Annotated in this window: 19 protein-coding genes and 1 pseudogene; 2 read left to right on the forward strand and 18 right to left on the reverse strand. The window is 65.1% G+C overall.

From position 1 onward, the window contains the following. The 16 genes and pseudogenes from VN004_RS08105 to VN004_RS08180 form a co-directional block, all read right to left on the reverse strand. A pseudogene (locus VN004_RS08105) lies at nucleotides 1-1034 on the reverse strand (bifunctional [glutamine synthetase] adenylyltransferase/[glutamine synthetase]-adenylyl-L-tyrosine phosphorylase); the annotation flags it as partial. 39 nt (nucleotides 1035-1073) lie between these two features. Continuing rightward, nucleotides 1074-2522, reverse strand: coding sequence for a sensor histidine kinase (locus tag VN004_RS08110; protein ID WP_325608814.1), 1449 nt, complete (start codon nucleotides 2520-2522; stop codon nucleotides 1074-1076). Between the two features lie 58 nt (nucleotides 2523-2580). Continuing rightward, nucleotides 2581-3264: a response regulator transcription factor gene (locus tag VN004_RS08115; RefSeq protein WP_325608778.1), complete on the reverse strand. Its 684-nt coding sequence runs from the start codon at nucleotides 3262-3264 to the stop codon at nucleotides 2581-2583. Nucleotides 3265-3621: 357 nt separating this feature from the next. After that, nucleotides 3622-5145, reverse strand: coding sequence for a Do family serine endopeptidase (locus VN004_RS08120; RefSeq protein WP_325608780.1), 1524 nt, complete (start codon nucleotides 5143-5145; stop codon nucleotides 3622-3624). Between the two features lie 170 nt (nucleotides 5146-5315). Next, complete coding sequence (locus tag VN004_RS08125; RefSeq protein ID WP_325608782.1) at nucleotides 5316-5807, reverse strand: cytochrome c-type biogenesis protein; 492 nt, start codon at nucleotides 5805-5807, stop codon at nucleotides 5316-5318. Between the two features lie 3 nt (nucleotides 5808-5810). After that, entirely contained in the window at nucleotides 5811-7790 is a 1980-nt protein-coding gene (locus VN004_RS08130; RefSeq protein ID WP_325608784.1) for a heme lyase CcmF/NrfE family subunit, read from the reverse strand. Continuing rightward, the gene (gene ccmE, locus VN004_RS08135; RefSeq protein WP_325608786.1) at nucleotides 7787-8248 is read right to left on the reverse strand and encodes a cytochrome c maturation protein CcmE; all 462 of its coding nucleotides are present in this window, start codon (nucleotides 8246-8248) and stop codon (nucleotides 7787-7789) included. The genes VN004_RS08130 and ccmE overlap by 4 nt, the downstream gene beginning before the upstream one ends. Before the next feature lie 23 nt (nucleotides 8249-8271). Continuing rightward, nucleotides 8272-9408, reverse strand: a complete 1137-nt coding sequence (ccmI, locus tag VN004_RS08140; RefSeq protein ID WP_325608788.1) for a c-type cytochrome biogenesis protein CcmI — start codon at nucleotides 9406-9408, stop codon at nucleotides 8272-8274. A gap of 182 nt (nucleotides 9409-9590) precedes the next feature. Beyond that, entirely contained in the window at nucleotides 9591-10994 is a 1404-nt protein-coding gene (locus tag VN004_RS08145) for a hypothetical protein (RefSeq protein WP_325608790.1), read from the reverse strand. A gap of 89 nt (nucleotides 10995-11083) precedes the next feature. Beyond that, on the reverse strand, nucleotides 11084-11560 hold the full coding sequence (locus VN004_RS08150; RefSeq protein WP_325608792.1) for an RT0821/Lpp0805 family surface protein: 477 nt from the start codon (nucleotides 11558-11560) through the stop codon (nucleotides 11084-11086). A gap of 151 nt (nucleotides 11561-11711) precedes the next feature. Next, a complete protein-coding gene (locus VN004_RS08155; RefSeq protein ID WP_325608794.1) occupies nucleotides 11712-13079 on the reverse strand; it encodes an ATP-binding protein in 1368 nt (455 codons plus the stop codon). A gap of 112 nt (nucleotides 13080-13191) precedes the next feature. Then, nucleotides 13192-13860, reverse strand: coding sequence for a response regulator transcription factor (locus tag VN004_RS08160; RefSeq protein WP_325608796.1), 669 nt, complete (start codon nucleotides 13858-13860; stop codon nucleotides 13192-13194). 16 nt (nucleotides 13861-13876) lie between these two features. Further along, nucleotides 13877-14233, reverse strand: a complete 357-nt coding sequence (locus VN004_RS08165; RefSeq protein ID WP_325608798.1) for a hypothetical protein — start codon at nucleotides 14231-14233, stop codon at nucleotides 13877-13879. Nucleotides 14234-14320: 87 nt separating this feature from the next. Continuing rightward, the gene (locus VN004_RS08170) at nucleotides 14321-14755 is read right to left on the reverse strand and encodes a hypothetical protein (protein ID WP_325608800.1); all 435 of its coding nucleotides are present in this window, start codon (nucleotides 14753-14755) and stop codon (nucleotides 14321-14323) included. Nucleotide 14756: 1 nt separating this feature from the next. Further along, nucleotides 14757-15770, reverse strand: a complete 1014-nt coding sequence (locus tag VN004_RS08175; RefSeq protein ID WP_325608802.1) for a glycoside hydrolase family 108 protein — start codon at nucleotides 15768-15770, stop codon at nucleotides 14757-14759. Between the two features lie 48 nt (nucleotides 15771-15818). Further along, entirely contained in the window at nucleotides 15819-16355 is a 537-nt protein-coding gene (locus VN004_RS08180; RefSeq protein ID WP_325608804.1) for a hypothetical protein, read from the reverse strand. Between the two features lie 287 nt (nucleotides 16356-16642). Here VN004_RS08180 and VN004_RS08185 point away from each other — a divergent pair, with 287 nt between their 5' ends. Continuing rightward, complete coding sequence (locus VN004_RS08185) at nucleotides 16643-17371, forward strand: hypothetical protein (protein WP_325608806.1); 729 nt, start codon at nucleotides 16643-16645, stop codon at nucleotides 17369-17371. Here the strand turns inward: VN004_RS08185 and VN004_RS08190 are convergent. Beyond that, nucleotides 17359-19176, reverse strand: a complete 1818-nt coding sequence (locus VN004_RS08190; protein WP_325608808.1) for a DUF2793 domain-containing protein — start codon at nucleotides 19174-19176, stop codon at nucleotides 17359-17361. The two genes, VN004_RS08185 and VN004_RS08190, sit on opposite strands and share 13 nt — an antisense overlap. 62 nt (nucleotides 19177-19238) lie before the next feature. Between VN004_RS08190 and VN004_RS08195 the strand changes: the two genes are divergently transcribed. Next, entirely contained in the window at nucleotides 19239-19703 is a 465-nt protein-coding gene (locus VN004_RS08195) for a hypothetical protein (RefSeq protein WP_325608810.1), read from the forward strand. Between the two features lie 14 nt (nucleotides 19704-19717). On the opposite strand, the gene VN004_RS08200 is transcribed toward VN004_RS08195, so the two are convergent. Then, on the reverse strand, nucleotides 19718-21664 hold a 1947-nt coding region (locus VN004_RS08200), incomplete at its 5' end, for a phage tail protein (protein WP_325608812.1).

A 21664-nucleotide genomic window follows, 5' to 3' on the forward strand; every position in this document is an offset into this window, starting at 1 on the left:
CCGCGATAGGCGTGGATCTGCCGCTTCATCGCGTGGATGTCCGCGAGCGCGGCAAAGTCCATGTATTTGCGCCAGATAAACGGCGACAGCGATTTGAGGAGCCTCTCGCCCGCCTCGATGTCGCCGGCGCAGGGGCGCGCCTTGATCAAGGCCGAACGTTCCCAGTTCTGGCCGCGATGCTCGTAGTAATCGAGCGCGGCCGGCACCGAGATCGCAACCTGTGTCGAAGCAGGATCGGGTCGCAGTCTGAGATCGACGCGAAACACATATCCGTCGGGCGTGCGTTCCTGCAGAAGCTTCACGAGCCCGCGCGTCACCCGGATGTACAGCGCCGACGGCTCGGTGTCGGCCGGTATGGCGGACGCTTCGGGATCGTAGAAGACGATCAGATCGATGTCGCTCGAGTAGTTCAGCTCGAACGCCCCCATCTTCCCCATGGCGAGGACGATGTAGCCGGACCCGCGTTCGGGCGCGCGGGCATCGGATGGCGCGAGGCGACCGCGATGCATCGCCTCGTTCAGAAGGAAGCGCACCGCGCCCTGCACCATGCAATCGGCGAGTTCGGTGAGCGCGCGCGTGACCTGCAGAACCGGCCAGACGCCGCCGATGTCGCAAAGCGCGATCAACAGCGCCGCCTCGGCCTTGGTGCGGCGGAGAAGGCGCATCACGTCGGCCTCCTCGGTCATCCCGGCGATGGCATCGACGACGTTCGCAAGCAATGCCGCGAGATGCGTTTCCGGCGTCGACCGGAGCAGGCGGACGAGCCGCGCCGGATCGGCGCGCGTGAGATCGGTCAGATGTGGGGAATAGGCAAGGAGCGCCGCGACCAGTTGGCGGGCTTTCCCGGATGCCGCAAAGACTTCGGTGAGGGACGCAGCGGCCTCGCGGTCATCAAGTCCGTCAATCCAGCCGTTGAGTGCGTCGAGAGCTGGCGCGGACGGAGCGAGGTGTGGCGTTTCGAGAATACGATCCACCAGCGGCCCTGTGCCGCCTGCTTCGCGCGCCGCTTGTTGTGTGACTGCACCCGGACTCATTGACGTCCGGCATAAACCATCCCGTCCGAAAAAGGGAGGCTAGGCGGCCCGCTCCTCGCGTTCTTCAGTTTGCGGGATGGATTGCGGCACCGGTCCATTCCGCGGCAGCACCAGTTCGGCCCGCAAACCGGGGCCATTGTCGCCGAGGCGCAGTTCCCCGCCATGCAGCCGCGCCACCGCGGAGGCAAGGCTCAGCCCGAGGCCGGAGCCCGGAATCGAACGGCTCTTTTCGAGGCGGACGAAGCGCTCGACGGCGCGATCGCGATCGGCTTCCGGAATGCCCGGGCCGGCATCTCCGACGCTCAGAATGACGCGGTCACCGTCCGAACGAGCGGCCACCGTCACCGCGGACACCGTGCCGTTCGCCTTCGCGAGCGGTCCGGCATATTTGATCGCGTTATCGACCAGATTGGCGAGCGCCTGGCTGATCAGTTCGCGATTGCCGCGCATGGGCGCCGCACCTGGCGCGTCCACCTCCAGCGAAAGCCCCTGCTCTTCCGCCAGCGGTTCGTACAACTCCCCGACCGAGCGCGCGGCTTCGGCTGCGTCGAAGTCGACCATGTTCTCGCGCGCCTGACCGGATTCGGCCCGCGCGATCATCAACAGCGCATTGAATGTCTTGATCAGGGAATCCGATTCCTCGATCGTGCCTTCGAGGGCGGCGCGGTAATCCTTCTCGCTGCTCGCGGTCCGCAGCGCTTCCTCGGCGCGGTTGCGAAGCCGGGTCAGCGGCGTTTTCAGGTCGTGCGCGATATTGTCGGACACTTCCTTGAGGCCGCGCATCAGGGCCTCGATCCGGTCCAGCATCTCGTTGAGATTATGCGCGAGGCGATCGAGCTCGTCTCCGCTGCTGCCAACCGGCAACCGCCCCGACAGATTGCCGCCCATGATGGTGCGTGTGGTCTCGGTCATGGCGTCGACGCGCCGCAGAACCCGTCGCGCCACGAAGAATCCGCCGATCAGCCCGAGGATGATGACGACGGCGGCCGACCATTTGCCGGCATCGAGCACCACCTGAAACAGGCGGTCGCGCTCTTCAAGATCGCGACCGACCAGCAGCCGGAAACCGCCCGGCAGGTGATAGACCCGCGCGAGCGCGCTGTGCAGCTCGGAATTCTCGGTCTCTTCGATCCGGCGATAGACGGTTTCCGCCCAACCCTGCTTGTCCATCGCGCCGGTCGGCAGCGAGCCGACATTGCCGGCGAGACCGTCGGCGCCGGGCGTCGTGACGAGATAGAGACTTGATCCGGGACGGCGCGAGCGCGCGTCCACGACCAGCGTCAAGCGCCGGATTCCGCCCGCGTTGAAATGATCCACCAGCCCGTTGATCTCGGTATTGACCGCCTCGGTCACCTGTTCGGTGAACAGCCGCTTGGTGTTAAGCGCGAAATAGCCGAGCAGGAACACCGCAAACAGCGCAAAGACCGTCAAATAGGCCAGTGTCAGCTTGAACGCGGTGGTGCGGACGACCTTGCCGAGTGCGGTCATCATGAGTCGCGCGCCAGCCCTGCTGCGCCTCGAAAGCACCGCTCACCCCCGGCAGGTTTCAGTTCCGCGATCCGTCGCGGATCATATAACCGGCGCCGCGGATGGTGTGCAGAAGCGGTTGCGAAAAGCCTTTGTCGATCTTCGACCGCAAACGCGAAATATGCACGTCGATGACATTGGTTTGCGGATCGAAGTGATAGTCCCACACATTTTCCAGCAGCATGGTGCGAGTGACCACCTGCCCGGCATGCTTCATCAGATATTCAAGCAGGCGAAACTCGCGCGGCTGCAGGATCACTTCCTCTTTGCCGCGCGTCACCCGATGCGACAGACGGTCGAGCTCGAGGTCGCCGACGCGATACACCGTTTCCTCGTTGCGGCCGCCGCGGCGGCGCGCCAGCACTTCGACCCTCGCGAGGAGTTCGGAGAACGAGTACGGCTTGGGCAAGTAATCGTCGCCGCCGGCGCGTAACCCCTTCACGCGGTCGTCGACCTGACCGAGTGCCGAAAGGATCAGAACCGGCGTCTCGACCTTCTTCGCGCGCAATTCACCGATGACCGACAGGCCATCGCGCTTCGGCAGCATGCGGTCGACGATCAGGACGTCGTAATCGCCGTCGAGCGCCATCGCGAGGCCCTCCTCGCCGTCGGCAGCATGATCGGCGACATGGCCGGTCTCGCGAAATGCGCGGACAAGATAATCCGCGGCATCGCGATCGTCCTCGATGATCAGCAATCGCATGATGTTGCATTGCTCCGTGGCGTTCGAGACGGAATCGCCTGTTACGGAGGAATTTGCAAGCGGGGTGGGATCTGGATGAAGAGGCATGAGGGGATGGCGACTTCTACGCTACTCCGCCACCCCCTCAGCTGACCCCGGACCGGCAGGGGCGACGGTAGCCGGTATCGGGGCTAAGCCTGACGACGAGGCGGTTGCCCGCCGCGTCCCGCTCCGGTCGGTTTCGCCGACCTTCGCTTGATTTGCGGGGGCGGGCTTTGAGCCCGCCCCCAGGGTTTCGTGGCACCGGCGGGGGCGACGGTAGCCGGAGTCACGTCCCTATCTGGCTGCCCGAAAGCCTTGAGCTTGCGGGCAATCGCGTTATGCGCGTCCGGCGGGCAGCGCTACGAAGCGGGTGCCTTCACCCGACTTCACGCGCATCAGCACGGTGCGCTTCTTGTCCTTGCGCGCTTCCTCCAGAGCCTTGCGGACATCGGACGGGTTGGAGACGGGCTTGCCTGCGACCTCGAGAATGACGTCGCCGGTCTTGAAGCCACGCTCACCGGCCGGGCTGTCCGGCAGGACACGCGTGACGACCACACCTTCGCTGCCGGAACCGGCAACGCTGGAGGCCGGCGCGAGCTGCAGGCCGAGAGTCATCTCGTCACGCGGACCGCTGCGCTCCTCGCCACCGCCGCGGAGCTCCGCCTGCGACGGCAACTCGCCGAGCGTCACATTGACGGTCTTCTCCGAGCCCTTCTGCAGGATAGTCAGACGAGCGGTGTTGCCCGGCGCCATCTGCGCGATACGGCGCGCCAGTTCGCGGGAATTGGCGATACGCTCGCCATTGACCGCGACGATGACGTCACCGGACTTGATGCCGGCCTTCACGGCCGGGCCGTTGGGAGTCGGTTCTGCGACCAGCGCACCATCGGTGTTCTTCAGGCCGAGGCTGTCGGCGATGTCCTTGGTCACCGGCTGGATCTGAACGCCGATCCACCCGCGGGTCACCGTGCCCTTGTCGCGGAGCTGCTTCACCACCGAGTCGACGGTCGCAGCCGGGATCGCGAAGGCGATGCCGACATTGCCGCCCGACGGCGAATAGATCGCGGTGTTCACACCGACGACATTGCCCTCGATGTCGAAGGTCGGACCACCCGAGTTGCCCTTGTTCACCGGCGCGTCGATCTGCAGGAAGTCGTCGTACGGGCCCGCGCCGATGTCACGGCCGCGCGCCGAGACGATGCCGGCGGTGACGGTGGACGACAGGCCGAACGGGTTGCCGACGGCCAGCACCCAGTCGCCAATCCGCGGGCTGCGTTCGGCGAGCTTGGCATAGGGGAAGTTGTCGCCATCCACCTTGATCAGCGCCAGATCCGTCCGCGGATCGGTACCGATTACCTTGGCGCTGTAGGTCTTGCCGTCATCGGTCTGAACTTCGACTTCGTCGGCGCGATCGACGACGTGGTTATTGGTCACCGCATAGCCGTCCGGAGAAATGAAGAAGCCCGAGCCCTGGCCGGAGCTGCGACGCGGCCCACGGGGCATATCCGGCATGCCGCGATTGGGCATATCCGGCTGCATGTCTTCGCCGAAGCGGCGGAAGAAGCGCTCGAAACCGCGGGGGAACTGACCTTCGAAAGAAGAATTCTCCGGGCCCTCTTTCACCTTCACGCGCACCGCGATCACGGCGGGCTTAACTTTTTCAACAATGTCCGCAAACCCGACCGGGCGCTGTACGGTCTGCGCCTGCTGGGTCACATTCTGCGCAATGGCGGCATGACGGGCCGCATCGGGTGCAACGAACAGAGCCGCCGCACCGAGGCTCAGGATCGTCGTCCCGAGCAACAAGGCCCGGCGCCCCTTCAGGAAGCCGCCCGGACTAGGAGGCGTGGTGGCAGTCATTATGGTTCACTCCATCTTCGTAATTTCACGACAGCCCGGCCAACCTCGTCAGTGACGATTCCCGGTGCCGTTCGTTCGTAAAGATGGGGTAGGTCGCCTTACGGCCACCTGTCGGCGGGATTAAACTTTGGTAATGGTGGAAAAGCGGATTCTAATGTTGATTCAGTTACTTAGCCTTGGAGACGCGGGTCGCTCTCAAGCAGCCTTTCGATCTTTTTGCGCTCTTCGGCGCTGAGCGGCGTCACCGCGGTCCCCTCCCCGGTCCCATCTGCGCCGCGCCGCCGCATCGCCAGGATCAGCCCAAGGCCGCCGGCCACGAGAAGTCCCGCGGGCAACACCCAGAGAAGGAAGGTCTTGGCGTTCATCGGTGGATTGAGCAGGACGAAGTCGCCGTAGCGGGAGGTGAGGAAATCCAGCACCTGCTTGTCGCTGTCGCCGGCTTTCAGCCGCTCGCGCACAAGCAGTCGCAGATCGCGCGCGAGCGGCGCATCGGAATCGTCGATCGACTGGTTCTGGCACACCATGCAGCGCAGTTCGCGCGAGAGATTGCGCGCACGCTCTTCCAGCCTGGCGTCGGGCAGGATTTCATCGGGCTGCACTGCCCGTGAAGGCGTGGCGTGAAGGGCGAGAAGACAGGCCAGTGTCAGGATGACCGCGCGCATGACTTACTCCGCGGGCTGCAGCCTGGGTCTTCGCGCCGCGCGCGGCGCTCCAACGCGCAGGCGCCGGTCCGACAGCGAGAATACCCCGCCCGCCACCATCACCAGCGTGCCGATCCAGATCAGCAGCACCAGCGGCTTGTGATAGAGCCGCACCGCGATCGAGCCGTCGTCTCCTGCATCGCCGAGCGACAGATAGATCTGGCTGAAGCCGCGGCTCATCAGAGCCGCTTCCGTGGTCGAGGATTTGCGCGCGGTGAAGGTGCGCTTGGAGGGCTCGAGCACGCCGATGGTTTCGCCGGCCGACTTCACGGTGAATTTGGCAACGAGCTCGCTGTAATTCGGCCCGGCGCGGGAGATCAGATTGTCGAAGGTGAGGTCATAGCCGCGCACCTCGACGCTCTGGCCGGGCTTCATCGTCAGGATGCGTTCGGCCCCGTAATAGGCTTCCGAGGCGATGCCGAGGAGGCAGACGCCAAGGCCAAAATGCGCGATCGCGGTGCCCAGCGCGGATCGCGGCAACCCGACCAGGCGACGCATCGATGTTCCAAGACGTTGCCGGAATAATGCGATGCGCTCGAAGATGTCGATCAAGGCGCCGGCCATGGCAAAGACGGCAACGCCGATCAGGAACGGCGCCAGCACCGGCCCGCCCTGCACGATCGCAACCGTGACACCCATCGCCAGGAGCGCGATCACGAAGGCCGCGGTCAGACGCTGGGCCGCCGCGTAAAGATCGCCTCGTTTCCAGGCGAGCAGCGGCCCGAACGGCATCGCAATCATCAGCGGCAGGAACAGCGGACCGAAGGTTGCGTTGAAGAACGGCGCGCCGACCGAAATCTTGTCGCCGGTCAGGGATTCCAGCGCCAGCGGATAGAGCGTGCCGACAAAGACCGTTGCGCAAGCGGTGGTGAGCAGCAGGTTGTTCAGCACCAGCGCGCCTTCGCGCGAGATCGGCGCGAACAAACCGCCCTGCTTCAAGGCCGAAGCGCGCCACGCATAGAGGGCGAGCGATCCGCCGATGAAGAAGGTGAGGATCATCAGAATGAAGATGCCGCGGGTGGGATCACTGGCGAAGGTATGAACCGACGTCAGAACACCGGAGCGCACGAGGAACGTGCCGAGCAGCGACAGCGAAAAGGTCAGGATCGCCAGCAGGATGGTCCAGACCTTGAGCGCGTTGCGCTTCTCCATCACCACCGCCGAATGCAGGAGCGCGGTGCCGGCAAGCCACGGCATCAGCGAGGCATTCTCCACCGGGTCCCAGAACCACCAGCCGCCCCAACCGAGTTCGTAATAGGCCCAGTAGGAGCCCATCGAAATGCCAAGCGTGAGGAAACACCAGGCTGCGAGCGTCCATGGCCGCACCCAGCGCGCCCAGGCCGCATCGATGCGGCCTTCGATCAGGGCTGCGACGGCGAATGAGAACGAAATCGAGAAGCCGACATAGCCGAGATACAGCAGCGGCGGATGCACCGCGAGGCCGATATCCTGAAGCACCGGATTGAGATCACGGCCTTCGAATGGAGGGCGGGCGATACGGGTGAACGGATTCGACGTGGCCAGAATAAACAAAAAGAAGGCCGCCGCGATCCATGCCTGCACGCCGAGCACATTGGCCCGCAAGGTCTGCGGCAGGTTCGATCCGAACAGCGCCACCAGCGCGCCGAACAGCGCAAGGATCAGCACCCATAGCAGCATGGAGCCTTCGTGATTGCCCCAGACGCCGGTGATTTTGTACAGGAGCGGCTTCGCCGAATGCGAGTTTTCGTAAACGTTGAGAACCGAAAAATCCGACGTCACGTAAAGTGTGGTCAGCGCCGCGAAGGCCGCGGCGACGAACAGGAATTGCACCACCGCGACAGGCTCGGCGAGGCCCATCAGCACCCGATCGTTCAGCCTTGCTCCGGCGATCGGCAGGGTCGCCTGGATCAGCGCCAGCGCGAGCGCGAGGACGAGTGCGTAATGACCGACTTCCGCGATCATTGTTTGGCGCCCCCCGGCTTCTTTCCGTAATCGTCCTTCCAGTGGCCCTGCTTCTTGAGCGCGTCGGCCACTTCCTTCGGCATGTAATTCTCGTCGTGCTTGGCCAGCACCGTGTCGGCGCGGAACGAATTGGCATCGGTCAGCATGCCTTCCGCCACCACGCCCTGCCCTTCGCGGAACAGGTCGGGCAGAATGCCGCGATAGGTCACGCGCACGACATGCTTGCCATCGGTGACGTCGAAGCTTGCATCGACATCCTTGCGCACGACCGTGCCGGGTTGCACGAGACCACCGAGCCGGATCCGGGTGCCAGTCTGAACCTTTTTCTCGATCACGTCGGTCGGCGAATTGAAGAATACGATGGAATCGCGCAGCGCGGTCAGCACGAGCGCGGCCGCCACCGCCAGCACGACGGCTCCCGCTCCGATCAGCACCAGACGACGCTGTTTGCGCGTCATGTCACACCATCCTTCACTGCCGCTCAGCCTTCGATACCAAGTCCCTTGGCGAGATCGTCGAGACGCTTTCGCTTCTCCGCATCGTCGCCAATAGTGTTGCGTGCGCTTTGCGCAGCCTCACGCGCCTTGTCCCGGTCTCCCATGACGGCATAGGCGCGCACCAGCCGCAGCCAGCCTTCGAAATCCGAGGCGTCGGCTTTAAGGCGCTCGGCCAGCCGATCGACCATGCCGCGGATCATCTCCTGACGCTGCTCGGGCGTGAGCTGCTGCGCGGCCGCCAAGTCCTCCTGGGTTGGTCCCGGCTGCGGCGTATTTGGTTCGACCTCGCGCACATTCGGTTCCACGCGCGCCAGCGAACGCTGGATCAGCGGCCGGAACGGGGCATTGGCCGGCGCGCTGGTCAGGATACCGCGCCATATCCTCGCCGCCTCCTCTGGCTTGCCATCCTGTTCGGCGGCAAGTCCGGAAAAATACTGAGCCTTGAGGTTGCTCGCATCCTGCTTGAGCGCACGCTCGAACGTCGCCTTGGCGTCGGCCGTCACGACACCGTTTGCCGCTGCGACTTGCGCCTCGCCGAGATCGGCTTCGCGCTCCGCACTGGAACCGAGAAGGCGAATGGTCTGGGCGCGCGCGCGAACCGCGTCGTTGAAGCGGCCCATGCGCATATAGACCGGCGCCACGACCTGCCAACCCTGGCCGTCATTCGGATTCTTTTCGAGATGCGCCTCGACCTGCGCCACCATGCTTTCGATCGAGCGATTGGCCAAAGGCGCATCGAGCCGCCCAGCGAGCGGCGCCCCCGGCAATTGCGGCGATCCCCACCGCCCATAAAGCGTGATCGCGACGATCGGCAGCAGCACCAACGCGACGATGGCCGCGGCGCGCCTGCGCCATAGCGGCGTTGTCACCACTTTATCGCGGACCGCGCCGGCATCGGCAGCGCTGAGCAAGCGCCGCGAGATCTCGATCCGGGCGGCCTCGGCTTCGCTGTCCGCGATCAGCCCGGCCTTGCGGTCGCGTTCGATCTCGTCGAGCTGGTCGCGATAGACCGCGACGTCGTGACCGCCATTGCCCTCCCCTTTGGGGTGGCGCGACAGCGGCCACAGCACGGCGAAAATCGCCGCTGCGGTCATCAGGGCCAGGATCAGATAAAGGCTCATGCGCGCCGGTTTACATCACCGCGCTTCGGGGCACAAAATACCTGTGCGTGATGGAAGAACCCGAAACCGGAGGCGATCCCACGATGGCCATCGTGACCTTTGCCTGAAGGAACCCACGCCCCTTCCCGGCATCACCACCACATTTTGGGAGACGGCTCCCAAATACCAGGGGATGCCGGGCCTTACCCCTTCGCGGCCTTGCGTTCGGCCGCCGCGGCGACGTTCCGCGCCTTGAGGAGAAGCGCCGCATAGTCTTCGCCGAAGACCTTGCGGCAGAAACGCACAGCCGCATCGAGCTGCGACTGGCGGAACGGCCGGTCGGACTCGCCCGATACGCGCAGATTCTCGACCAGTGCCGCCGTAGCGGGATCGAGATAATGTTCGAGGTCGGTCCAGGTCCGCGTCGTCAGTTCGCTCAAGGCGAGTTCTCCGGCATAAGCGCGGCAGGTATTGACGAAGGCGATCTGAGCCTCGGTGTCGGACACGTCGGTTTCGTCGAGCGTGGAATTCGGCGCGATTTCCTTGATCGGCCGCGGGCGCAGGAGCCTGCGCACCCGTGCCGGCAGCGTCTCGATCTCGCCCTTGAGGAGATCGGAGACCTGCGTGCGCAAAGCCGCGAGTGCGCGTGCCCAGGGCGATTCATGGGAGAAATTGATTTCGGCGCGAAGCCCGCGCGCGGAATCGTGGATGCTTTTCAGGAGGGCGCCGACGGCAAGGCCCTGACCCGAACGCAATTCCGCCTTCAATTCGCTGATCAGACGCTGGATTTCGGCGAGCACGATATCGACGGTGACCGCGTAGGGAGTCTCGGCAATGCGCGTCGCATTGTCGGTTCCCGCAGCACGCGTCGCGAGCCGGACAAGCTGCCATGGCGCTGCGAGACGCCCCATCGTCATCACGAGGACCGGCACGAACAGCACAGGTCCGCCGGAGGTCGGCGCCTCGATGATGGCCTTCACCGCATCGATGTTGCTGTCGTCGAGCGTCTTGATATGGCTCGGAAGCTGTGCCCCGAAACGTGCGAGGGTGTGGCGGGATTTGATCACGGTCAGGATGGCGCGGACATCGTCCAGCGCGCGGGGCGTGCCGATCTGGCCAGAGATACGCCGCCGCGCCTTTTCATCCGCACTGGCCGCAGCCAGCGCTTCCTCCATGCGCGTCGCGACACGATCCTGAAAGGCGCGCGCGAGTTCCTCGGCGCGTTGCGCATCGCCGTCTTCGAAAGCGCGGGCCACCTGCTCGGTGACGGCCTTGGCCTCGCCCGGCATCAGGTCGCGGCAAATCCACTCCCACATCGGTTCGAGCACGACGCGGGCGATGCGGCCGGGATGGCTGTGCGTTGCGGTGTCGTCGACCAGGAACGGTTCGAGCGGCTGAAAGAACAGCCGCGCCAGATTGCCCGGACGTTTCGGCCGGGCGGTTTCGCGCGCATCGCGGCGCAGTTCCTGAAGGACAAGTTCGGCGCCGGCTACATCCTCGCCGCGCAACAGGCCGCGCTCGAGCTCGGTCATCAAAAGGGCGCGCGCCTCGGGACTAAGACCCCTGAGATATTGTCGCAACCGCTCGACGAGAGTCCCGTCGGCCATACGCCCCACTCACCGCTTGTACTCGGAAGTAGAGTGGTAGCGCGTCGTCCTTAAAATGGAGTTAGGTGGGTCGCCGAGCTGAGCCGGGATCAGACCAGTTGCCAGGTGCCGTCCGGATTGCGGCAGGCATCGCCGCGCGCGACCTGCGGCCGTCCGTCGATATAGATGGTGTGGGTGAAGCTGCGGCATTGCAGCCCGCGCCGGTCATATTGCGGGCCCGGAACAATGGTTCCGCGACGGCCGGAATCGGGATTTTCCCATCCCACCGGCGCGCCGGACGCCCCGCGATCCAGCGCCTCCATCTGCGCATAATAGGCGCGGCGCTTGTCCTCGTCGTCCATGGCGGCGCCGATCCGGTTGCCGATCAGTCCGCCGATCGCAGCACCGGCCACACCGGCGGCAATGCGCTCGCCGGTCCCGCCGCCGAATTGTGAGCCGATAGCCGCGCCGGCCAGGGCGCCAACCAGGGTGCCGGTATTCTCGCGCGGGCCGGTTCCGGTCGCTGGGTCGCCGGCGCATCCGGCCAACAATGCCGCCGCCGCGATTACCGATCCGATCGAACGCATGCCCCCTCCGGTACCACCCACCCCGAAACACTGCGACAGCCGCAGCAGGCATTTACTAAATGACAGGGAATGCGGCATTTGTGGGCCGCCCCCGTGCATGTTTCAAGCTGTATATAGACACCGAAACGTAAAGAAAACGCCGCGAAAGATTTCACGCCGCAGGCAGTACCAGTTCCGCGCGCAAGCCGCCGAGCGGCGCAGTGCCAAGCGTGAAGCTCCCGCCATAGAGAGCCGCGAGTTCCACCACGATCGACAGGCCGAGCCCCGATCCCGGCTTGGTCTCATCCAGCCTTCGCCCGCGGCGCGCCACCTGCTCGCGTTCGGCCGGGGTCAGGCCGGGTCCGTCATCGTCGACAATGATGCGGATGACGTCCCGGCTGTCGTCGGTGTGCTCCTTGAGCACCTCGATCGCCACGCGCGACTGCGCCCATTTGCACGCATTGTCCACGAGGTTGCCGACCATCTCCTCGAGATCCTGCTGCTCACCGCGGAACCGCGCGTCCTCGGGCGTATCGACGCGAAGGCGCAGATCCTTGTCGCGATTGGTCTTCTCCATCGTGCGGGCAATGGCATGAACCACCGGCGCGACATTGGTGACGGTGCCGACCACGGTGAGCCGCGCTGCCATGCGCGCGCGTTCGAGATGCCGCGTGATCTGGTCGCGCATGACATCGGCCTGCTCACGGACCTTCTGCGCCAGCGGATCGTCCGGCCGGGCGGCCGCCTCGTTCATGACGACGGACAGCGGCGTCTTCAGCGCATGCGCGAGATTGCCGACATGGGTGCGCGCGCGCTCGACGATCTCCCGGTTGGCCTCAAGGAGCGCGTTGGCCTCGCGCGCCAGCGGAGCGATTTCGATCGGGAATTTCCCTTCCAGCCGCTCGGCCTGTCCGGAGCGGATCGCCGCAAGCTGCTGCGAAATCCGTTTGAGCGGCGCGAGGCCGAACTGGACCTGAAGCGCCGTAGTGAGGAGCAGGATCAGCGCCAGCGAGAAAAACGTGACGAACAGCGCGCGATTGAAAGCCCGCACATCGTCCTCGATCTCGGCCGCCTCCCCCGCGACCGCGACCAGATAGGTGCCCTCCTCGCCAAGATCGATATTGCGCTCGACGAGGCGCACGCGCTGATCCTCGGGACCATTCACATAGCCGGCGCGAACGCTCAAGGAGGCGTTTGCGTCGGTCATGGGAAGTTTGGGCAGCCCGCCGTCCCAAAGCGAACGCGAGGCACGGATCTGGGGCTTGGCGGTATCGGTGCGAGTGACCTGCCAATACCAGCCCGACAGCGGCAGATCGAATAATGGCTCGCTCACCGCATCCGAGAGCTTGTCGTCGGGTGTTTCCGGATTGGCGAGGTCCGCGACCAAGGTGCGCAGGTAGACCTGAAGCCGACCGTCGAAAGCGCGCTCGACGGCATTGCGATAAAGCGACGACAGCACGATGCCTGTCACCAGCACGATCGCGATGGTCCAGCCGACCGCCCACAGGAAAAGGCGCAGCGCGAGTGAATTGGCCCACATCGTCTAGGCCGCCCGGGTCATGGCCAGCCTTGGCCCGACCAAGGTCCTCCGGCAGCGCGTTGAAAGCATCGCGAGTGCCATTGGCGCCTTGTCGGCGACGACCGCCCCTCCGTCAGCGCACATCGGGTGGCGTCAACAGATAGCCGAGCCCGCGCACGGTCTGGATCACGTCGACGCCGAGCTTCTTGCGGATCCGCCCCACGAAGACTTCGATGGTGTTGGAATCGCGGTCGAAGTCCTGGTCGTAAAGATGCTCGACGAGCTCGGTGCGCGACACCACGCGGCCGGTGTGGTGCATCAGGTAGGACAACAGCCGGTATTCGTGGCTGGTGAGCCGCACCGGGTTCCCCTCGACGCTGACGCGGCCGGTGCGGGTATCGAGGCGAACCGGACCGCAATTGAATTCGCTCTTGGCATGCCCGACCGATCGGCGCAGCAAGGCGCGGACGCGCGCCAGCACTTCTTCCATGTGAAAGGGCTTGGGCACGTAATCGTCGGCGCCGGCATCGAAGCCCTGCACCTTGTCGCTCCAGCGATCGCGCGCTGTCAGCATCAGGACCGGCATGGCCCGTCCGGCCCGCCGCCAGGCTTCGAGGACGGAGATACCGTCCATCTTGGGCAGGCCGATATCCAGGATAACGGCGTCGTAGGGCTCGGTTTCGCCGAGGTAATGCCCCTCCTCACCGTCGAACGCGCGATCGACGACGTAACCTGCATCGGTCAGGGCGGTGGCGAGCTGGCGGTTGAGGTCGGGATCGTCCTCGATCACGAGGAGACGCAAGGTGGAAACCCTCCGGTCAGCCACCGTCCGTGAGCAGACCGCTCGCGGCATCAACGGTGGCGCGGGTGACTTTGCCATCCTGCGCGAGCAGTGTCAGCAGGTAGACCAGCCCTTTTGGCCCCTTGCAAAGCTTGGCGTCAACAACATCGGCCTTGCGGGCCCGGGCCGCCCGGATCGCCTTGGCGAGCGGTACGACCTTGCCGCTGGCGGAAATGCTCCGGCGCTGCATCGTCGTCAGGCATTGCGGCCGAAGCTGCGCCAGCACGGTCACTTCCGCGGCCCCGGCGCTGCGGACGGCATCGGGGGATGCACCGAGCGCCGCGGCCATGAGGACCACCGGGAGAATCAGGGTTCGGGAAAGCATCCGCAGCATCTAGAGGCGGCCCCGTGAATACCGGCTGAATGTGAAACGGCAAAATCGAGGCACTGGGCGATCCTTCTTCACTTCGCCGTGAAGCGTCTAGTTCCGCCGGGCGGCGAACACCCGCGCCACCTTCTCGAACGGGCGCGCGATGAAGAAGGACAGGATAATGGTCTGCTCGTAGCCGTCATAGGGCGGTGGCAGCTTGGCGATCCCCCACCCGAAGCGGAAGGTGGAGTCGAGCACGATCGCCCCGAAATGCAGGACGCAAGGGTAGACGATGAGGGGCCGCAGCCAGGCCGTGACCCACCAGCCGCGGTCGGCCTCGATCAGCTTGACCTGTTCCTTGCGCGCCTCGATCTGCGCGTTGACCTGCGCGATCGCGATCTGGGTGTCGGCGGCGACCCCGGTCTGATAGCGCGCGAGATCGTCGCTCGCCTTGCGTTGCAGGAGGTCGACGACCCGGCCGAGCAGCGCATCGAATGCGCCCCCGCCGATCCACCCGAGCAACTTGAACAGCAATGCGGTCGGCATCTCAGAAATCCTTGCTGCCGACCCGGCCGGTCGTGAAGAGGCGCAACACCACCGTCACGACGCCGATGACCGCGATGATCTTCAGCGCATGGTCAGGCGGCAGAAGCGGCGAGATGTCGACGAGCTGGAACGCGTCGAGGATATCGAGCGCGCCCCCAGCGACCGTGATCGCGGCGCCAAATAGCAATGTGCGCCAGCCTTTCACCCGCTCGCGCAACGACGCGAGCGCCTTGCGGACAGTGAAAGCCGCGCCCGCCGGCGCGTTCTGGCGGTGCCGGCGCCAGAGCATCGCACAGGTCCATCCGAGGCCTGCGCAGACGAAACCGGTGGCGAGGATCAATGCAATGACGGTCCACGAGACGCCGGACGAAGCCGCGGTGTGCGCGGCAGCCCCGCTTGCAATCACCGCGCCCGCGGCCGTCGTGGTGCGCGCGATCTTCGGCTGCGGTACCTGCGCCTTTCCCTTGGCCTCGGCCGCGTCGGACGGCGCGACGACCTCGCCGCGCGCCATGAGCAGCGCATCGCGCCGCACATCGGCCACCCGGCGTCCCCATCCCGCGCCGAAAGTCGGCCAGGTGCGCAACGATTTCAGGAAGACGAGCCGCTCGTCGCACAGTTTCCCGATCAGGTCCGCAGCATTCGGCTTGCGGCTTGCGGCGATCACCGCATCGGTCATCGCAGGCGCGTTGCCGAGACCGAGCAGCCGCTGCATCACCCGCGCCGCGCGTTCGATCCCGGAATTCACACCGTAATCGAAGACGGCATAATCCAGACCCGCCGGCAATTCGTCGCAACGCAGCGCCTGCCAGTAGCGCACGCGATAGATTTGCGCGGCATCGGCAAGCCGCATGTTGCGCACGTCGGCGGCGGTCCCGTTCGCATCGATGTAGCGGCGATAATCGTGGATGGTGATGCCGAAATTGGTCGGGCCGCCGGGATCGGACGGATGGTTCGTGTAACCGCCTTCGTGCTTGAGCACGCGCGACAGCGAGGCGTCGAAATTGTTGGCCGCCATGATCGTCTCCGGAAATGAAAATGCCGCGCGCAATCCGCAGCGGCGGCCTCAAAAGCCGCGTTGCAGCGCCTCGATTTCGGCGATCACGCGCGCCTGCAAGGCCGGATCGTCGTCGACCGCGGAATGGATGCTCGCCACCTGCTGCTGGATCAGGACGCCCCTGAAATCCGGCGCGGCCCGCAACACGCCGCGGCCGAGCGGGCTGCGCTTCTGGTAGAAGCAGAAGGCACGCGCGACATTGCCCGGCACCGGCGGCGGGCCGAACAACAGGCGAAAGCTCGTCGGATCGAAACACACCAGCAGCGGCACCGCGATGCGCGAGGTCTCGAGCTGCACCGCAACCTTGATCGCAGCGTCCGCTCCCATCGAATGGCCGATCAGAACCGGACTCTCACCTTTCTCGGCCGCAGCGCGCGCCGCGGTTGCGACCGCGCCCACGCCGCCATAGGGGCGCAGCAACGAACCTTGGGGATGCACGCTCGCGCCGACGCCTTTCGCCTTCAGCTTTCCGGCGAGCACGTCGAGCCCGCCGGAAAAATAAAAGGGCCGGCCACCTGCCAGCCCATGGATCAGGAAGGCGCGCAACGGCCCTCCCGGATGACGTCTGTCATGCAGGACTCCGATTGTTAAATTGATCGTGTTTGCGAAATTTGAATGCTCGCCGCTTGCGGCTGCTTCGGCTGCCGGGGCGGGTTGGTGGTTCGGGCCCGGCCCTCGACCGCCGGACGAAAGAGGATGCGTACCGGAACGCGCAGCGCCTCCCGCTCCCGCCTGCGCCGAACCGCACACTACAAAATGGATACCTGTCTATTGACGTGCGTAAGCGCCGAGTGCCGTATTAGAATGATCAGCTCTTTACGGTAGCCTTATCCATGAACCGCGTATTCTTCGGTCATCACAAGTGTGCCAGCCGCTTTTTCCGGATACGGATTTTTGCAGCGATCGCGAAGGTGCAAGGTTGGAAGGTCGTGACGTATCACGTCGACAAACCACCATACCATTTCTCAAGCCTGCCCGACCTCGATCTTGACATGGTCGATTTCACAAAGCTCTCAGGCCCCGAACCGGTGGTGGTCAATCTTCTCAATAGTTCGCCCGCTGTCCTAGACAAGGTCGCGGAGACGAACCCGAACTTTCGCGGTCTCCACGTCGTTCGCGATCCGCGCCAGGTCCTAATTTCCGCTTACTTTCATCATCGCGGCACACACCCGATCTCCGGCTCCGGATTTGTATGGGATAAGCTCGCAATCGACCGCCCAATCCTGCGCGCGCTGTCCGAGGAAGATGGCATCCTCTATGAAATGAACAACATCACTCGTGACGTCATCAATCATATGATGGCATGGCCCGGTGACACACGCGTACTGGAGGCGCGGGTCGAGGATATCAATCAGGACCGACCCGCCTTCTTGCGGAGGCTGGCGCAGCATCTGGATCTCGCCTTTGATACGGTCCCGGAAATCGACTGGACGCAGAATTTCTCGGATTCCGGCGGGGGGCACTGGAAGGAGCATTTCACGCCGCGCATCAAGGAAGACTTCAAGAGACTGCACGGAGATGCGCTGATCAAGCTTGGCTACGAACGCAATCACGATTGGTAGCCGCGTGTACCGGCTGGAGTGCTCGCTTCTCTTTCGAGCGCCGCGACGCGTTCGGTCAGTTCCTGCACCGCACGGATCAGCGGCGCGATGAACTGGTCGTAGCGCAGCGCCTCCGGGCTGACCGGATCGGCGAGATCGGTTTTTACCCAGCCGGCAAAATCCGCAACGCCGAGGTCGTCAAGGACAGCGCGCACGTCCTGAGCGGACAGGCCATAGTGACGGCGGCGGCCGGCGCGCGGGCGATGGCTGACAATCTCCTGCTCGCGCCTGACCTTTGTCATGCGCGGCACGCGGCAGGTCTTCGGCTGTCCCGCCGCGTCAAACACGGCGTGGCCCGCTTCATCGACCAGCGGGATCTCGTCGTAGAGCGGCACGCGGATGGTGTCGATGCGCTCGCGCTGCGTCGCCTTGCCGTCCTCAACATCGACGACGGTCACGCGCCGCGGCTCCTCGAAGAAGGCCTGCTCTTCCTCCTCGATTTCGACAGTCTCGATCACCTCCTCGTTGCCGCCGATCGTGAACCGATAACTGATCGGCCGCAGCGCAAGGATGAAGGCAAGGCCGAGATCGCAGTCGCTGACATCGCACTTGTCGCGCAAGTCGGATGTCTGGATCGTGCCGTTCGCCGACCAGATCGCGGACCAGCGCCGGCCCGACTTGCCGATCGAATAGGTGTCGTCCGCGCTCGGATCGACGATGCCGGCGACCGTCAGCTTTTCGTCCGGGGCATTGGTGCCGACGCCCATATTGCCCGACGAGGTGATGCGCACGCGCTCCGAGCGCGACGTTGTGCCGGTTTCGAAAATCACCGCCTGCGGTGTGGACGTTCCGGACACCGGCGCCGCATCGACCAGAAAGCTGACGCCGGCGGTCGAGCGGTTTCCGACGCCGTCGAAGGCCGCGCCCAGCAGCGAGAAGGTCTGGTCATTGGCCTGGACGATCGCTGGCGACGACAGGGTGCCGCGGGCTCGCACCGCCTTGTAGACGCCTCTCGTCGCGGCGGAGGAGCCGACATTGACGAGGCTGAAGCCAAGAGCTGCGCCTTGCGCCGACACCACCATATAATCCGTGGTCAAAAGCGCCGAACTGACCGACGCACTGTTGGCATCACCGACATGCAGCGGCGCGACCGGGCTGGATGCCCCGGCAATCCCGACATAGCCCGTGGCCTTGTCGACGATCACCGCGTCCGTCCACGCGCTGCCGTCCGCAGACACCTTGACGCGCAGATTGTCATCGCCGACGAGACCGATTTCGGCGCGACCGGAATAGCCGGTTTGCAGAAGCAGCGACAGAACGTCCGCCGCATCCTCCTTGTTGAGCTTGTAGCGCAAGCTGCCGTCGCCGCCTTCCGCGTCATAGCGTGCGGTCCACAGCGCGTTGTTGAGCTTGGCCGAGAGCGGATTGGTATCGTCGGCGGTCGTGCCTATTCCCAGGCGCACGACATTCTGTAACTGCGCATTCTGACCAAGCAGCGGAATCCAGCCGGTGCCGTCGAACAGGAGCGAGACGTCTTCGTCCTCGACATAGGAGATCCAGCCGGCCTGCGGTGTGAGAAAGTCCCAGGCGCCGTCGCGAAAATGCGCGATCTGGTCGTCCTTGCCGGCAAAGGCGCCGCCGGCCGATGGCGGCACGAGATAACGGTCGCCATCGGCGGGCGATGGCGGCGGGCTCGACGCATCGCGGTCCTTCACCGAGAGCATCACCAGCGCGTCGAGAATCCGCAGCGCCTCGTTATGCGTGACGTGCTTCTGTGCCTGCGCCGCTGCGATATAGGGCAGGCCGAGATGGACAGTGTCGCTCATGTCGATTTTCCGTTAAGGCGAGGACGCGGCGCGAGGGCCGCGACAGGAGACAGGTCGAGACGATGAACGAAGCCGGAACCGCGTTGCTGATGCAGAAGGAGCTTCTTCCGGGCGAGAAGCTGCTGCGCAGTTTCGGAGCCAATGCCTTGCTGCCGCTGCATCCGGGAACCGGCACGGGGCCCCATGCGCTCGGCGCGTCGGCGCCGCGCACCGTGCTCGGCATGCTGCACCTGACCAACTATCGCTTGAAATTCAAAGCGGCCGACCCGCGCGATCCGGATTTCTCGATCTTCCTTCCGGAAATTGCCGACACCCGCGACGTATCGCGGCTGCTGGTGCGCAAATGCCGGCTGGTGATGAATGACGGCACCTTCATCGAGTTCCTGCGATGGGGAATCCCCTCGCTGATCGGCGCGGTGAATGTCGCGCGTGCGCAGGCGCAGAGTCTGAACTGGGAGACGATCCGCGCCGATGTCGCCGCGGCGACGCCCGAAATGCCCGGCGCCTGGTCGGTCGTGCCGGCGTAACGCACGAGGCGCGATCAGGTCACGGGAAGGATCGCCTGCGCGGGCCACCCGCGCCCGACCAGCGCGGACACTTGCGTCACGCGAACCGCAAGCGCATCGACCGGGGCGCCGAAATCGGCGATCTCGTCGGCTGCCGGATACAGTACCTGCGGGCTTGTCGTCTCAAGCACCCGCTTGACCGTGACGCCGTCGAGAATATCGATCGCGTAGCGCTCGGAGAATTCGCCGAGCGGCACCTCCTGGACTTCCCAACTGTCGCCGCCGGCGCGTGTGCGCCGAATCCAGCTCAGCACAATGCCTTCGTCGCTGCGCATCGCCCGCAGATGCACCGGCGCATGGGGGCGCAGCGCGATGTCTTGCGGCGTTGTTTCGAGAATCACGGCGGACGCATCGTTATGGCCGCGTCCGCCGGCAACGATGCGCAGCGACAATGGCCGTCCGAGCATGTCGAGGCCGCGCGCGATCGGAACCACATGCGCATCGAGGAGGACAAAGGCAGATCCCGCGGGCAGCGGATCGGCCATTGCCCATTCGGTGCCGCCCTGCCCGCGCAACAGCCGCGACAATTCATAGATACGGTCCCCGACGAGGTCCGCTTTCGCAAACTGCACGATCTCGCAAGTCCCGTCCGGCCCTTGAAGAGCGGCGAGATTGGCGCCGCTGAGCAAAGCGAGGTCGGAGACCGAAGCAAGCGCACCGCCGTAAAGTTTCACGCGCAGGATAGTCGCATCGTCGAAACGAAAGACCGGCCCCTTTGGCAACGGATCGATGGTCTCGCCCATGACCGCCGGCGCAAAGACCGCAGCCGCGCGCTCGTAGGACGCCCCGTCCCGCGAACGCCAGATATCGACGGGACCCTGCCACGGCTGCGCGAACAAGGCCGCGCGGGTCAGCACCACCGAGGCCTCCTCGTCGAGGACGGGCAGATCGAGCAACCGCACTTCCACGGGGCCGATGGCCGGCGGCAGCTCCGGCGCCGCCATCACTTCGCGTTCGAGCGGCAGATTGAACACCTCGGGATCGATCGAGCGCGCCTTGATCGCGCGCGATTGCGTGTCCACGATGTCGCGAATTTCCAGCAAGCGCCGTCGCCCCGACGACGTGAGGGCGACGACATCACCTGGCGTCAGCGCCACCCGGCTCGGCGGCAATCCGAAATCGGCGCTGTCGCGGCCCGCCCACAGATCCTGAAGCCAGATATCGGCCCTGCGCTCGGCGGCACGGCTGCTGCTGACCATCGCGACATCGCGTTCGATCAGTCGTGACGATGCACCGACCAGCCGGCGCGATGCGGCGGCGCCGCGGCGATAATCGTTGCGCCCATCGGTAAAGCCGAGCAGCACTTCGCGCGGCAATTCGCTTTCCTGGGCGCGCGTCAGCCGCAGCGGTGCGCCGCGCTCGGGCAACACGCAGTCGTCGTCGTCAAGTTCGGCGACCGGCGCGCCGCCGCGTTGGCGGAAGACGATTTGCCCGCCCGCTTCGAACGCGTCGAAGGCAAAGGTCTGCGCCAGCGGCTCGATCGCCGCCCGCGCGCTCATCGGACGATCGATCGCATAGCCGTCGGGCCCCTCGCCCAGTCCCGCGGTGTCGCAGGCCGGTGCGCCGGCATCGCCGACAATGGCCGCGATCAGCGCATCGAGCGGCGCCGATCCGAGGCGGCCCGTCAGCCAATGCCCGGTCTCCCAATTGGCGCCGTCGCTCCACACCTCGAGCGCCTGCGGGAAGACAGGGTAAGGCCGGGCGTCCCAGGTCCAGACATGGACGCCGGACGGGTCGACCATGCGGCCTCCGTAAACAGAGGACACCGGATTGAGCGCGCCCTCGCCGAACACCGACAGCACCGATTCGAGCGTGCGCCGCTGGATGAGATCGTCGCGCCGTCTGCTGGAGAAATACGGATAGCCGCCGTTTGCGGATTTCGGATCGGGAAACACGCTCGGCTGGTTCGCCCCCTTGTCCAC

Source organism: Pseudorhodoplanes sp. (assembly GCF_035565855.1).
In the GTDB taxonomy this organism is placed as follows: Bacteria; Pseudomonadota; Alphaproteobacteria; order Rhizobiales; family Xanthobacteraceae; genus Pseudorhodoplanes.